The organism is Mesorhizobium sp. WSM4808 (genome assembly GCF_055811675.1).
In genome coordinates this window covers 207,366-220,652 of record NZ_JBVVQX010000006.1, presented here as the reverse complement: position 1 = coordinate 220,652, position 13,287 = coordinate 207,366, and the positions used below count along the sequence as shown (strand labels likewise).

Sequence of the window (13,287 nt, the reverse complement as noted above, 5' to 3'; positions counted from 1 at the left end):
CGGATTTTCAAAATTTGTCGAACTGGCGCGGTTAATTGGCGTGATCGTCCATGGCGCCACCGCCCATGCCTTCGACAGCGAAATCGACGCTGACGGCGCCGGCCTTTTCGAAGGTCAGGGTGGCGGAGAACTTTTCGCCCTGTTTGGGTTGCCGCTTCAGGCCGATGAACATCAAATGATAGCCGCCAGGCGCAAGGGCGACCTTGCCGCCGGCCGGAATTTCCAGGCCGCCGGCAACCGGCCGCATGGTCATGACGCCGTCTTTGACGCCCATCTCATGCAGCTCGGTCTTTTCAGAAACATCGGAGGAAATCGACACCAGCCGGTCCGGTGCACTGCCGTTGTTGGTGACGGTGAAATAACCCCCGGCCACTTTGGCGCCGGCCGGTGTGGCGCGCGACCAAGGGTGGCCGACCTCAAGATCGCCAACCTTGAACTCATGCGCGAGGACGGACTGGGCGCCTGTGAACAGCAGCGCAAGAGCCAGCACGGCAATGCCGACACGCTCTTCGATGCCGCGTAGAATGCCGCCGGGCACAAGACGCGCGGCGTCAGGGAAAAAATAGGACATGGTTGCTCCATGAAGTGATGGTCGCGCCGTTGCCGGTCGCGAGCAGTTTGATCTTTGGATTGGTACGCCCACGAAAAGTTCCGCCGGGCAAACAGGCTCAGGCCGTCAGCGGCGGCGCGCGCGGGTTCGACGGCGAGCGCTCACGCGCAAAGTCGAGATGGATGGCCGCCGGAAAAACAAAGGCGACCGTTTTGAAGGAAAGGCTGCCCAGCGCCAGGCCAGCACCGGGCGGCGGCGCAAAGACCGCCGAAACCATGCTGCAGCCGAGCACGCAGCATGCCGGAAGATGGGACGGCTGCTGGTTGCCGCCGGGAATCTGGGCTGCGCCCTCATGGGTGCAGATGACGTTGCCAAAGGCGTCGAGCTGCGATGCATTGGGACCGGTGCCGAAGGCGAATGCTCCGAGCGTGGACTGGAGCAACAGCAGATAGGCCGCGACCAGCGCGACCGGCATGCTCCACCGTCTCCTCGATACGCTCAAAGCCCTGCCTCTTCGCAGCAATGCGACATTCCTAGCACGGGGCTGGCGGGTGGAAAATCGCCAAATCGCCGCGGCGCCAACGCGGCATATCAATGCATGTCGCCCAAAAGTGTGCGGCGATTTTGGGACAACGACATGCATGAAACAAGACTCTGAGCCTCAGCGCGGCTCAGGATTTTTGTAGCGACCGGCTCTCCGGGATCGAGGTCAGCAATGTCTGGCGCGCCGACTTCAGATGCTTGCGGCAGGCGGCGTCGACCTTGCCGAGGTCGCGCGATTTCAGCGCCTCGATATAGACCAGATGCTCGCCGATCGCGACTTCGTTGCGTTCGCGTTCCTGCGCCTTGTTCCACTGGTAGTGGTAGTGGAAGATCATGGCGATGACATCGTAGAAATCGACGATGAAGCGGTTGCGCGACGCCCGGTGGATGAGCCGGTGGAAGCGCTCGTCGAGTTCGGAGAACTCGGTGAAGCGGGTGGCGATGTCGTTTGCCAACTGGCGATGCTCATCCTCAAGGCGATCTAGATCGGCCCACACCGCGCTGTCCTGCGGTAAAGCGGCGAAGGCGGCCGCCGAGCGCAGTTCGAACATTTCGCGGATTTCGGTCAGCTCCAGCGCGAAGGCGCGGGTAAAGCCCTTCAGCACCCAATGGCTGTTGCGGCGCTTCTCGATCAGGCCGAAGCGGGAGAAGCGGATCAGGAACTCGCGCACGCTGGTGGTGCCGACGCCGATCTCACGCGCCAGTTCGAGTTCGTTGATCTGCATGCCGGCCTCGGCGCCGCCGGCGAGCAGCCTGCGCATGAACGACCGTTCGATGATCTCGGCCAGCGTGTCGGTCTCTTCTTCGGGGAAAAAATCGTCCGGACGCGCTTCGCGCAGCACCGTCTTGGCGCGCTTGTCCCAGGCGATCAGCCCTGTCTCTTCCATGCGCGCAAGAATGGTGCGGACGGTCGTACGGCTGACGCCAAGCAAGGTGCCCAGTTCCGGCTCCGAAGGCAGGCTGCGCGTTTCGTCGAGCAGCCGCAGGCAGCGGTTGTAGGCATCCTTGTAGACGTTGTTGCTCTTCGACATCCCTGACCCGTTGCACGCCGTCGCTTGCGGCGGCCGGTTTGAAGCGCAATATGACGTTCCCATGGCCCTGAGAAGCGAAATTGCTTCCCGGAACAACCCAGACATGCGGAACTCCCCACGAAAAAACAATTGACGCAAAACTGTTTTTTCACGATAAAAGACATTATCTCTAAACAGACGCGTGTCAATCCGTCCGCGCAACCCAGGATCACCCAGGAAACCGCCCGTGAACGCCTCCAACTGCATTCTCCTGTCCCCTGCCGACAATGTCGCCGTCGCCAACGGCCGCATCGAGATCGGCACCGCGCTGCCGGGCGGTGCCGTCGCCAGTGCGCTGATCGAGCCCGGCCACAAGGTGGCGATCAAGCCGATCGCCGCCGGCGAGGCCGTGGTGAAATACGCCCAAGCGATCGGTCGAGCGACACAGGATATTGCAGCGGGCGAGCACGTTCATTCGCACAATCTGGTTTTCGAATCAGGCCGCTTGCCGGTCGTGCCGCCGAGCGAGGCCGAGCACGCGACGGAGGCCGATCGCGCCCGCACCTTCATGGGCTATCGCCGCGCCGATGGCCGCGCCGGCACGCGCAACTTCATCGGCATCGTCGCCAGCGTCAATTGCTCGGCCACCGTCTGCCATTCCATCGCCGACACCGCCAACCGCACCCTTTTGCCTAACTATCCCGGCATCGACGGTTTCGTGCCGATCGTGCACGGCCAGGGCTGCGGCATGAGCGGCACCGGCGACGGCATGATGGTGCTGCACCGTACGCTCGCCGGCTACGCCCGCCACCCGAATTTCGGCGGCGTGCTGATGGTCGGCCTCGGCTGCGAAGTCAACCAGCTCACCCTATACGGCCAGAAGGGCGTCGCTGCCGGCAAACGCCATTTCAACATCCAGGACGCCGGCGGATCGCGCAAATCGGTGGAAAAGGCGATGGGCGTGCTGGCCGAGATCGCCGAGGAAGTCGGCCAGCTGAAGCGTGAGCCGATCCCGGTCAGCGAGATCGTCGTCGGCCTGCAATGCGGCGGCTCCGACGGCATGTCGGGCATCACGGCCAATCCGGCGCTGGGCGCGGCCGTCGACATTCTGGCCGGCGTCGGCGGCATCGGCATCCTCTCCGAGACCACGGAGATCTACGGCGCCGAGCATCTGCTTGCCTACCGCGCGGCAACGCCGGAGATCGCGCAGAAGCTCGACGGCTTCGTGAAATGGTGGGAGGACCACGTCGCCAAGCATGGCGCCTCGATCGACAACAACCCCTCGCCCGGCAACAAGCGCGGCGGTCTCACCACCATCCTGGAGAAGTCGCTCGGCGCGGTCGCCAAGGGCGGTCAGACGCCCCTCAACGGCGTCTTCGGCTACGCCGAAAAAGTCACTGGCAGCGGCCTGGTGTTCATGGACACGCCCGGCTACGACCCGGTTTCGGCGACCGGCCAGGTGGCGGGCGGCGCCAACGTCATCGTCTTCACCACCGGCCGCGGCTCATGCTTCGGCTGCCGCCCGACGCCGTCGATCAAGGTCGCCACCAACTCGACCATGTACCACCAGATGGAAGAGGACATGGACGTCAATTGCGGCGTCATCGCCTCGGGCGAAAAGACCATCGCCGGTATGGGTCGCGAGATCTTCGAACTGATCGTCGAGACGGCTTCCGGCCGCAAGACCAAGAGCGAGGACTTCGGCTACGGCGACAACGAGTTCGTGCCCTGGCATCTGGGCGCAACACTTTAGATTTTACTGATATAAAGTAGACTGCGCGCCGGTCAGCGGCGGGCAACGGGGAGGTTGTGCATGGAAAGACGCCGCATCGGCCAGACAGCGCTGGAAGTCACCGAGGTCAGCTTCGGCGGCGCTGCACTTGGCGGCCTTTACCGCGCCTGTTCGCGCGAAGCGGCGATGGAGACGCTGCAGGGCGCCTGGGATGCCGGCCTGCGCTATTTCGACACCGCACCCTTCTACGGTTTCGGGCTGTCGGAGCGCCGCTTCGGCGACTTCCTGCGCTACAAGCCGCGCGATTCCTATGTGCTGTCGACCAAGGTCGGCCGGCTGTTCCGCCCGGTGCCGGACGATCAGGTTCCCGATCACTCCTATGTCGATCCGCTGCCCTTCGCGCTCGACTACGACTATTCCTATGACGGCATCATGCGGTCGGTCGAGTTCAGCTATGCGCGGCTTGGCCTAAACAGGATAGACATCCTGTTTGTCCACGACATCGGCGCCTACACCCATGGTGTCGAGAAGACCAAGCTGCACTTTCGCGACCTGATGGACGGCGGCCTCAAGGCACTTGAAGAGCTGAAACGGTCCGGCGTCATTTCCGCCTATGGGCTTGGCGTCAACGAAGTGCAGATCTGTCTGGACGTGATGCGCGAGGCGCCGCTCGACTGCATCCTGCTCGCCAGCCGCTATTCCTTGCTCGACCGCAGCGCCGAAGCGGAGTTGCTGCCCCTGTGCCGGGCGCGGCAGACCTCCTTGGTCATTGGCGGCGTGTTCAACTCCGGTATCCTGGCGACCGGGCCGGTGCAAGGCGCGCATTTCGACTACCGCCCTGCCAGCCATGACGTGCTCGACCGCGTCGGCGCAATGGAAAGGATCGCCGCCGAGGGAGGCTATCCGCTCGCCGCCGCAGCGTTCCAATTCCCCTTGCATGAACCTGCCGTCGCCACCGTGCTGACCGGCACCGCCAAGCTGGCGAACCTGACGCGCAACCTCCAACTGCTCGACATCGACGTGCCGGAGACGGAGTACGCCAGATATCGTCCCTACACACTGGTGCAGGAGCTGGCGTGAAATTTCATATTCTTGCAGTCACCCGAAGGAATGTATATTCCATATTGACGAAATGATGGAATTAATATTCCATACGTTCCCGGAACGGAACGGAAGTGTGACGGCGCCAATGGGGAGCAGCGCGGTGGATTTGCTTCTGCCAGACCTCGCAAGGACTGATCAAACACCGCTTGCATCGATCTGTTCGATGCATTATCAAAACATGGCAATTGTTTTTTATTGATAAAGTTCTGTTTGGGCCGCGCCTATCCGAACGGAGCTCCGTATCGTTCACCGGGCGACTTAGGGAGGAAACCTCATGAAATTCGTGACCAGCATTCTCAACCGCCGCGCCGTCATGGCGCTGGCAGCAGCTTCGATGCTCGCCGGCGTCATGCATTCGGCGCCGGTTTCGGCGGCGGACGTCACCATTCCGATCATCGTCAAGGACACCACGTCCTTCTACTGGCAGATCGTTCTGGCCGGCGCCCGCAAGGCCGGCAAGGATCTCGGCGTCAACGTGCCGGAACTCGGCGCCCAGGCTGAAACCGATGTCAACGGCCAGGTCTCGATCCTCGAGAACGCCGTTGCCAGCAACCCGGCGGCGATCGTCATTGCGCCGACGGAGTTCAAGGCGCTTGGAAAGCCGATCGATGAAGCCGCTGCCAAGGTCAAGGTCATCGGCATCGACTCCGGCGCCGACTCCAAGGCGTTCACCTCGTTCCTGACCACCGACAACGTCCAGGGCGGCCGCGTCGCTGCCGACGGCCTCGCAGCCGCCATCGGCGCCGCCAACGGCGGCAAGATCGAGGGCGACGTCGCCCTGATCACCAACGCACCGGGCGCCGGCTCGCTCGAACAGCGCAAGCAGGGCTTCACCGAACAGCTGGCCGCCAAATATCCGGGCCTCAAGCTGGTCGCCGATAAATATGCCGACGGCCAGGCCACCACCGGCCTCAACATCGCCACCGACCTGATCACCGCCAACCCGAACCTCAAGGGCATCTTCGCTTCCAACCTGATCATGGCGCAGGGCGTCGGCCAGGCTGTCGCGGAAAACAGCCTTGGCGGCAAGCTGGCGCTGGTCGGTTTCGACAGCGACGAGAAGCTGATCAAGTTCCTCAACGACGGCGTCATTTCCGCCCTCGTCGTCCAGGATCCGTACCGGATGGGCTATGACGGCATCAAGACCGCACTCGCCGCCTCCAAGGGCGAGAAGGTCGAAGCCAATGTCGACACCGGCGCCAATCTGGTGACCAAGGACAACATGAAAGACCCCAAGATCGACGCGCTGCTCAATCCGAAGCTCTGAGCCGTCGCATCCGCAATGGTCTCCGGGGCACCTCGCCCCGGAGACAAGCTGCCGCACAAACGGCTTGGCAATCCATAAGCGTAGGCTAGGCTGTTTTCGAGACATATCCTTGTCTCGCCGCGTGCCAATCGTGAGGCCAATCTGGGAGGATTGTCATGACATCGACGGCGCAGGAACTGCATCCGGCCCCTGTGCTGGAACCGGGGCGGACCATCCTCGAATTGCGCGGGCTGGAGAAGCGCTATCCCGGCACCCACGCGCTGAAGCCGGTCGACCTCGCCTTCAAGTCCGGTGAGATCCACGCCATCGTCGGCGAGAACGGCGCGGGCAAATCCACGCTCATCAAGCTTCTGACCGGCGTCATGCCGCGCACCTCCGGAGAGATCGCCTGGGAGGGCCAACCGGCCGCCCTGGCGGCGCCGCACGAGGCGATGGCGCTCGGCATCAATGCCGTGCACCAGGAAGTCGTGCTGTGCCGTCACCTGACGGTCGCCGCCAACATGTTCCTCGGCGAGGAGAATTCGCGTTTCGGCATCCTGCAGCAGCGCGCCATGGTCAGGCAGGCGCAGACGATCATCGACGACCTCGGCTTCGACCTGCCGGCGCATGTCACGCTTGGGGACCTGACCATCGGCCAGCAGCAGCTGATTGCTGCGGCCCGCGCCACCGTGCGCGGCACCAAATTCCTGATCTTCGACGAGCCGACCGCCTACCTCACCCGCAAGGAGGCCGACCAGCTCTTCACCTTGATCCGCCGGCTGAAGGGCGAAGGCGTGACGATCATCTACATCAGCCACCGCATGGAGGAAGTGTTCGAGCTCGCCGACCGTGTTTCCGTGCTGCGCGACGGCACGCTGGTCGGCACCCGCAACATCGCCGAGACCAACGATGCCGAACTGGTCAAGATGATGATCAACCGCTCGATCGAGCAGGTCTACCACAAGGAGCATTTCACGCCGGGCGCCGCCCTCATCGAGGCGAGGAACCTGTCCGGCAAGGGCTTCGAAAATGTCTCGATGACGGTCCGCGCCGGCGAGATCGTCGGACTCTATGGCCTGATCGGCGCCGGACGCAGCGAGTTCGTCACCACGCTTTACGGCCGCCACCGCAAATCCGCCGGCCATATCCTCTGGGAAGGCAAGGAGGTGCAGGTCAATTCCGAGCATGACGCGATCAAGCTCGGCATGGCGCTGGCGCCGGAAAGCCGCCGCGACCAGGGCCTCTGCATCAACCTGCCGGTCGGCTTCAACCTCAACCTGCCGATCTACAAGCGTATCTCGAACAATCTGCTGATTTCGAGCACGCAGGAGAAGACGCAAGCCGATCGCCAGATCGCCGATCTGCGCATCAAGACACCGACGCGCGGCGCGCTGGCATCCAGCCTGTCGGGCGGCAACCAGCAGAAGATCGTCATCGGCAAATGGCTGGCGCACGGCGCCAAGCTGTTCATCTTCGACGAACCGACGGTCGGCGTCGATGTCGGCACCAAGGCCGAGATCTACCGCCTGTTCAGCGCACTTTTGTCAAAGGGCGCCGGCATCATCCTGATCTCGTCCTATCTGCCGGAAGTCTATGAACTCGCCGACACGCTGCATGTGTTCCGGCGCGGCAAACTGGTGGCGACGCACGGTTTTCACGCCGCCAGCCACGAGGATATTCTCACTCAGGCGCTCGCCGAGAAACAAGAAAAGCTGGGAGGACAGATATGAGCACCGAGGCGATCGCCGTCGAAAAACCGAAGCGCAACTACAACGTCCTGTTTGGGCTGACGCTTTTGGCGCTGCTGGTTCTGCTCTGGATTCTTCTCTCCGTGGCGACGACGAGCTTCGCCTCCGCCAACAACATGGCCAATCTCTTGCGCCAGGGCTCGATGATCGCCATCATGGCGGTCGGCCAGACCTTCGTCATCATCACCGGCGGCATCGACCTGTCGGTCGGCGCCGTGGTCGGTTTCGCCACGGTGGTCGTGGCCATGATGATCAATGCCGGCTTCCCCATCTGGCTCGCCATTCTGGTGACGCTGCTGGTCGGCGTCGCCATCGGCATGTTCCACGGCTTCGGCATCGTCAAGATGGGCCTGCCACCCTTCATCATCACGCTGGCAACGCTGACCTCGCTGCGCGGCATCGGCCTTTTGATGACCAACGGCAATTCGATCAACATCAACAGCGACACCTTCACCGCCTTCTCGCGCAATTCCTTCATCGGCATCCCCAACCTGTTCTGGATGGTGATCCTGGTCGGCATTCCAGCCTATATCTTCCTGCACCACAGCCGCTGGGGCCGATACCTTTTTTCGGTCGGCTCCAACGCCGAGGCTTCGCGTCTGTCCGGCGTCAATGTCCAGCGCACCATCTACATGGCCTACACGCTGTCGGGCCTGTGCGCCGCCTTTGTCGGCGTGCTGCTGGCCGCCCGCATCGGCATCGGCAACCCGACGCAGGCCGAGGGCTGGGAGCTGCAGGCGATCGCGTCTTCCGTCATCGGCGGCACCTCGCTGTTCGGCGCGGTCGGCTCCGTGCATGGGCCGCTGCTCGGCGCCTTCATCCTGGCCACCATCAACAACGGCGCCAACCTGCTCAACGTCAACTCGTTCTGGCAGCGCATCATCACCGGCGCGCTGATCATCATCATCGTCTACTTCGACGGCCTGCGCCGCCGCGGCAAGTAGCGATCCCGCAATCAACCGCCGGCCCGCCACACCAACGGGCCGGCGATTTCATGACTGGATTAGCGCATGAAAGCCGTCCTCTGCCGTTCGCCCGGCGATCTTGTCCTTGAAGACCGGCCCGCACCAGAGGCACCGCCTCCCGGCTGGGCGCTGGTGGCGGTCAGCCATGTCGGCATCTGCGGCACCGACTACCACATTTTCGAGGGCAAGCACCCGTTCCTCGCCTATCCCCGCATCATGGGCCATGAGGTGTCGGGAACGATCGTCGAGACCGGCGACGGCGTCGATCTTGCCGTTGGTGAGCCCGTGGTGATCAACCCCTATCTTTCCTGCGGCAAGTGCATCGCCTGCCGGCACGGCAAGCCCAATTGCTGCGTCAGGATCGAGGTGCTGGGCGTGCATCGCGACGGCGCCATGTGCGAACGGATCCTGGTGCCGGCGCAAAATCTCTATCCGGCCAACGGCCTGTCGCTGGCCGACGCCGCCGCAGTCGAGTTCCTGGCCATCGGAGCGCATGCCGTGCGGCGCGCCCGCGCCGACCCCGGCGCCCGCACGCTGGTCATCGGCGCCGGCCCGATCGGGCTCGGCACCGCCATCTTCGCCCGCATCGCCGAACTCGACGTGACGCTGCTCGACATGAGCAGTGAAAGGCTCGCCTTCGCCGCAAATGAGCTTGGTTTCCAGACCCTCGACGGCTCGCGCGGCGCGGTGCCCGATCTGGTCAAGGAAGCAACATCAGGCGAAGGCTTCGATGTGGTCTTCGACGCCACCGGCAACACCCAGTCGGTGCAGTCGGCCTTTGCCCATGTCGCGCATGGCGGCACCTTGGTGCTGGTCTCTGTTGTCAAGGACGACATCAGCTTTTCCGATCCGGAATTCCACAAGCGCGAGATGACGCTGATCGGCAGCCGCAACGCCTTGCGCGCCGACTTCGATCACGTCGCCGCCTCGATCCGCAACGGCGCCGTTCCCCTGGCCAAGCTCGTTACACACCGCACCACACTCGCCGGCACGCCGCGCGATCTGGCTCGTTGGGCACATGAGAAATCGGGCCTGATCAAGGCTGTGATCGAGGTCGGATCATAACATGGCAGACGGCGAAGCCGGTCCGAATTGACGACGCCCGCGCAGGTCGACCCCCACTCCGTCTCGGCTTCGCCGAGCCACCTCTCCCCCGATCGACGGGGGAGAGGAATGGCGCGAGCTTAGCAAGGCGGGCTCCTTCCTCTCCCTCCGGAGGGGGGGAGAGGTGGCTCGGCGAAGCCGAGACGGAGTGGGGAAGGCGGTCCTCAAACGCCAAGTCGCTGAAAAATAAGCGCGACCGAGCTGTCCACTCCCTACAGCGCCGACAGCTTCAGCTCCACCCGTTCGGCCGGAAAGCGCGACTCGGAAAACTGGATCGGCTGGCCGTCCGGCGTGACGTTGACGGCAACCGTGACCAGCACGATGGCGCCCGGCTGCAGGTCGAGGTCGGCAAGGTCCGCCGCATCGGCATGGCGCGCCGACAGCACGGTCGATTGCCTGAGATAGTCGTCTATGCCGAACCGCGCCAGCGATGCGGTGATCGAGCCTGTTTCCGCCATCGCGGCATCGATGCCGGCAAAGCGCCGGGCCTCGAACCAGCCGGCAGCGCGCGACACCGGCCGTCCGTCGGCTTCGCCGCGCGTTTCCAGCCGCATCACATCGGCTCCCTTGGGAAGACCCAGTCCCTCGGCGACCCGCTGGCTGGCCGGCTCGACCGACGAGGCGAGCAGGACGATGTGCCGTTCCGTCGTCTGCCCTTGCAGCCCTGTCGAAAAGCGTGTGCGCGCCCCGATCGGATAGGACAGCCGCTTGCGCGACAGCACGAAGGTGCCGCGCCCCTGCTCGGCCCGCAGCACGCCTTCCCTTACAAGGGCTGATATGGCGTTGCGCACCGTGTGACGGTTGACGCCATAGCGTTCTGCCAGCGCCACCTCCGGCGGCAGCGCTGCATTCTCCGTGAAATCGCCGATGGCGATCGCATACAGGATCTTGTCGGCGATCTGCCGCCACAGCGAAACGCCACTGCGCCGCTCGATGCCGTCCGCTGACAGCTGCCCGACCTTCATTGCCCCCCACCTTCCAGCGCCCAGTCTTCTATCGCTGTCATCCACCCGTCATGGACACGCGCTAGATAATAGGTATAATTTGTATAGTTGTCTATATCAATAGACAAATTTAGCCACGAGGACGATAGCTTATGCGAGGACAGGAAGCCCGCGACCAGGCCGAGCGCAAGGCCGCCATGGCAACCCTTGCGCAATCCAGCGGCGATGACATCGTACGGCTCTGGAATGAGGCCGGACTGCCTTCGGACGCCGAGTTGCTGCGCGGCCCCGAAACCGGCCTTGTCACCCTGCGCGGCCGCATCGGCGGCGGCGGCGCCGCTTTCAATGTCGGCGAGGCGACCGTTACCCGCGCCACCGTCCGGCTGCCCTCCGGTCAGGTCGGCCATTGCTATGCGCTTGGCCGCGACAAGCAGAAGGCGAGGCTGGCGGCCATCGCCGACGCGCTGTGGCAGGACCCTGCCCGCCGCAATGGGGTCGAGACCGGGCTGATAGCGCCCCTGCGGTCGGCTCTGACCGCAGCGCATGAAAAACGCCGCGCCGAGACGGCGGCAACGAAGGTGGATTTCTTCACCATGGTTCGCGGAGAAGACTGATGGACATTGCAGCGCAATCGATCGAGGGCGGTTTCGCCGATCCGGTCTTCAATGCCCAGACCGTGTTCCGCGCCGTCATGGACGCAATGGCGCGGCCAGGCTCCGTGCAGCCGCTGCCGGCCTTCGCCCGCCCGCCGGCGCCGCTCTCGGCGACCGCCGGCGCCATCGCACTGGCGCTGTGCGACAACGACACCCCGCTCTGGCTCGACCAGGCCCTGCAAGCTTCCACCGCCATCAGATCCTGGCTTGGTTTCCATACTGGTGCGCCCTTGGCCAACACACCGGCCGATGCGCATTTCGCCTTCATCGCGGCCCCGGCCGAGATGATGTCGCTTGATGGTTTTTCGCAGGGCACGCAGGACTATCCCGACCGTTCGACCACGTTGATCCTGCAAGTCGGCGATCTCGTCTCCGGCACGCCGCTGTTGCTCGAAGGTCCCGGCATCGAAACCAGCGCCACGATCGCGCCGGCACAGATGCCGCGCCATTTCGTCGAGCAGTGGAAACAGAACATCAAGCGCTTTCCGCGTGGCGTCGACATCATCCTCGTCACATCAGGCGGCATTGCCTGCCTGCCGCGCACGACGCGCATCAAGACGATGGAGGCGTAAGATGTATGTCGCGGTAAAAGGTGGCGAAGCCGCAATCGCCAACGCCCACAGCCTGCTTGCCGACCGCCGCCGCGGCGACCGTTCGGTGCCGGCCCTTCGTCTCGACCAGATCGTCGAGCAGCTGGCGCTCGGCGTCGACCGGGTGATGAGCGAAGGCTCGCTCTACGACCGTGAACTGGCCGCGCTCGCCATCGTCCAGGCGCGCGGCGACATGATCGAGGCGATCTTCCTGGTGCGCGCCTACCGCACCACGCTGCCGCGCTTCGGCTACTCCAGGCCCATCGACACCGCCAACATGCTGGTCGAGCGGCGCGTATCGGCGACCTACAAGGACCTGCCCGGCGGCCAGTTGCTCGGGCCGACATTCGACTACACGCATCGGCTGCTCGATCCCGAGCTTGCCGCCGGCGCCGATGTCGCCGAGCCCTTGCTGCGCCAGACGGAAGCGCAAGCCATGCCGCGCGTCTCGGCGATCCTCGCCCGCGAAGGCTTGATCGAACCGGACGGCGACATGCCGCAGGACCATGTCCCCGGCGACATCACCCGCGAGCCGCTCGAATTCCCGATGGCGCGCGACATCCGCCTTCAGGCGCTGTCACGCGGCGATGAAGGTTTTCTGCTGGCGCTCGGCTATTCCACGCAGCGCGGCTATGCCCGCAACCATCCCTTCGTCGGCGAGATCCGCATCGGCGAGGTCGAGCTCGATCTCGACGTGCCCGAACTGCCCTTCGCTGTCCCGCTCGGCACTGTCCGGGTCACCGAATGCCAGATGGTCAACCAGTTCAAAGGCTCGGCCAAGGCGCCGCCGCAGTTCACCCGCGGCTACGGCCTGGTCTTCGGCCAGAGCGAGCGCAAGGCGATGGCGATGGCGCTCTGCGACCGGGCGCTGCGCGCGAAGGAGCTCGGCGAGGATGTCGTCGCCGCGGCCCAGGACGAGGAGTTCGTCATCTCACACTCAGACAATGTCCAGGCGACCGGCTTCGTCGAGCATCTGAAGCTGCCGCACTATGTCGATTTCCAGGCCGAACTCGACCTCGTGCGCCGCATGCGCGCCGAATATGACGCGCGTGAGAACCCTGCAAAGATAGAAGAAAAGCGAGAGGCAGCAGAGTGATG

General features: G+C 64.0%; 13 protein-coding genes. 9 read left to right on the top strand and 4 right to left on the bottom strand.

Annotation, left to right across the window (positions count from 1 at the left end; genetic code table 11):
- Nucleotides 1-31 precede the first annotated feature (31 nt).
- The 3 genes from AC0L2U_RS13455 to AC0L2U_RS13445 form a co-directional block, all read right to left on the bottom strand.
- Entirely contained in the window at nucleotides 32-571 is a 540-nt protein-coding gene (locus AC0L2U_RS13455) for a copper chaperone PCu(A)C (protein WP_473602019.1), read from the bottom strand.
- Nucleotides 572-668: 97 nt separating this feature from the next.
- Nucleotides 669-1,025: a DUF2946 family protein gene (locus AC0L2U_RS13450; RefSeq protein ID WP_473602018.1), complete on the bottom strand. Its 357-nt coding sequence runs from the start codon at nucleotides 1,023-1,025 to the stop codon at nucleotides 669-671.
- Nucleotides 1,026-1,221: 196 nt separating this feature from the next.
- On the bottom strand, nucleotides 1,222-2,124 hold the full coding sequence (locus AC0L2U_RS13445) for a GntR family transcriptional regulator (protein ID WP_127398733.1): 903 nt from the start codon (nucleotides 2,122-2,124) through the stop codon (nucleotides 1,222-1,224).
- A 226-nt stretch (nucleotides 2,125-2,350) separates the two neighbouring features.
- Here AC0L2U_RS13445 and AC0L2U_RS13440 point away from each other — a divergent pair, with 226 nt between their 5' ends.
- From AC0L2U_RS13440 to AC0L2U_RS13415, 6 genes are all read left to right on the top strand, one after another.
- Nucleotides 2,351-3,856: a UxaA family hydrolase gene (locus tag AC0L2U_RS13440; protein ID WP_128290096.1), complete on the top strand. Its 1,506-nt coding sequence runs from the start codon at nucleotides 2,351-2,353 to the stop codon at nucleotides 3,854-3,856.
- A 60-nt stretch (nucleotides 3,857-3,916) separates the two neighbouring features.
- On the top strand, nucleotides 3,917-4,915 hold the full coding sequence (locus tag AC0L2U_RS13435; RefSeq protein WP_127399065.1) for an aldo/keto reductase: 999 nt from the start codon (nucleotides 3,917-3,919) through the stop codon (nucleotides 4,913-4,915).
- A 298-nt stretch (nucleotides 4,916-5,213) separates the two neighbouring features.
- The gene (locus AC0L2U_RS13430; RefSeq protein ID WP_127272465.1) at nucleotides 5,214-6,206 is read left to right on the top strand and encodes an ABC transporter substrate-binding protein; all 993 of its coding nucleotides are present in this window, start codon (nucleotides 5,214-5,216) and stop codon (nucleotides 6,204-6,206) included.
- A 155-nt stretch (nucleotides 6,207-6,361) separates the two neighbouring features.
- Nucleotides 6,362-7,915 carry a sugar ABC transporter ATP-binding protein gene (locus tag AC0L2U_RS13425; RefSeq protein ID WP_473602017.1) on the top strand — a complete coding sequence of 518 codons (1,554 nt, stop codon included), beginning with the start codon at nucleotides 6,362-6,364 and terminating at the stop codon, nucleotides 7,913-7,915.
- Entirely contained in the window at nucleotides 7,912-8,877 is a 966-nt protein-coding gene (locus tag AC0L2U_RS13420; protein ID WP_023812479.1) for an ABC transporter permease, read from the top strand. The genes AC0L2U_RS13425 and AC0L2U_RS13420 overlap by 4 nt, the downstream gene beginning before the upstream one ends.
- Nucleotides 8,878-8,943: 66 nt before the next feature.
- The gene (locus tag AC0L2U_RS13415; RefSeq protein ID WP_292635703.1) at nucleotides 8,944-9,963 is read left to right on the top strand and encodes a zinc-binding alcohol dehydrogenase family protein; all 1,020 of its coding nucleotides are present in this window, start codon (nucleotides 8,944-8,946) and stop codon (nucleotides 9,961-9,963) included.
- Nucleotides 9,964-10,214: 251 nt separating this feature from the next.
- Here AC0L2U_RS13415 and phnF read toward each other — a convergent pair whose 3' ends face one another.
- On the bottom strand, nucleotides 10,215-10,967 hold the full coding sequence (gene phnF, locus AC0L2U_RS13410) for a phosphonate metabolism transcriptional regulator PhnF (protein WP_292703594.1): 753 nt from the start codon (nucleotides 10,965-10,967) through the stop codon (nucleotides 10,215-10,217).
- A gap of 131 nt (nucleotides 10,968-11,098) precedes the next feature.
- Here phnF and phnG point away from each other — a divergent pair, with 131 nt between their 5' ends.
- The 3 genes from phnG to AC0L2U_RS13395 are packed head-to-tail and all read left to right on the top strand — an operon-like array spanning nucleotide 11,099 to nucleotide 13,285.
- Nucleotides 11,099-11,560, top strand: coding sequence for a phosphonate C-P lyase system protein PhnG (gene phnG, locus AC0L2U_RS13405; RefSeq protein ID WP_473602016.1), 462 nt, complete (start codon nucleotides 11,099-11,101; stop codon nucleotides 11,558-11,560).
- Entirely contained in the window at nucleotides 11,560-12,171 is a 612-nt protein-coding gene (gene phnH / locus AC0L2U_RS13400; RefSeq protein WP_473602015.1) for a phosphonate C-P lyase system protein PhnH, read from the top strand. Before phnG ends, phnH begins: the two co-directional genes overlap by 1 nt.
- Before the next feature lies 1 nt (nucleotide 12,172).
- Nucleotides 12,173-13,285 (top strand): carbon-phosphorus lyase complex subunit, encoded by a 1,113-nt coding sequence (locus AC0L2U_RS13395; RefSeq protein ID WP_473602014.1) that lies wholly within the window; start codon nucleotides 12,173-12,175, stop codon nucleotides 13,283-13,285.
- Nucleotides 13,286-13,287 lie beyond the last annotated feature (2 nt).

Bases quoted from the DNA above. Each gene is read 5' to 3' on its own strand.
- AC0L2U_RS13455 (WP_473602019.1), bottom strand. From the start codon at position 571: ATGTCCTATTTTTTCCCTGACGCCGCGCGTCTTGTGCCCGGCGGCATT.
- AC0L2U_RS13450 (WP_473602018.1), bottom strand. From the start codon at position 1,025: ATGCCGGTCGCGCTGGTCGCGGCCTATCTGCTGTTGCTCCAGTCCACG.
- AC0L2U_RS13445 (WP_127398733.1), bottom strand. From the start codon at position 2,124: ATGTCGAAGAGCAACAACGTCTACAAGGATGCCTACAACCGCTGCCTG.
- AC0L2U_RS13435 (WP_127399065.1), top strand. From the start codon at position 3,917: ATGGAAAGACGCCGCATCGGCCAGACAGCGCTGGAAGTCACCGAGGTC.
- AC0L2U_RS13430 (WP_127272465.1), top strand. From the start codon at position 5,214: ATGAAATTCGTGACCAGCATTCTCAACCGCCGCGCCGTCATGGCGCTG.
- AC0L2U_RS13425 (WP_473602017.1), top strand. From the start codon at position 6,362: ATGACATCGACGGCGCAGGAACTGCATCCGGCCCCTGTGCTGGAACCG.
- AC0L2U_RS13420 (WP_023812479.1), top strand. From the start codon at position 7,912: ATGAGCACCGAGGCGATCGCCGTCGAAAAACCGAAGCGCAACTACAAC.
- AC0L2U_RS13415 (WP_292635703.1), top strand. From the start codon at position 8,944: ATGAAAGCCGTCCTCTGCCGTTCGCCCGGCGATCTTGTCCTTGAAGAC.
- phnF (WP_292703594.1), bottom strand. From the start codon at position 10,967: ATGAAGGTCGGGCAGCTGTCAGCGGACGGCATCGAGCGGCGCAGTGGC.
- phnG (WP_473602016.1), top strand. From the start codon at position 11,099: ATGCGAGGACAGGAAGCCCGCGACCAGGCCGAGCGCAAGGCCGCCATG.
- phnH (WP_473602015.1), top strand. From the start codon at position 11,560: ATGGACATTGCAGCGCAATCGATCGAGGGCGGTTTCGCCGATCCGGTC.
- AC0L2U_RS13395 (WP_473602014.1), top strand. From the start codon at position 12,173: ATGTATGTCGCGGTAAAAGGTGGCGAAGCCGCAATCGCCAACGCCCAC.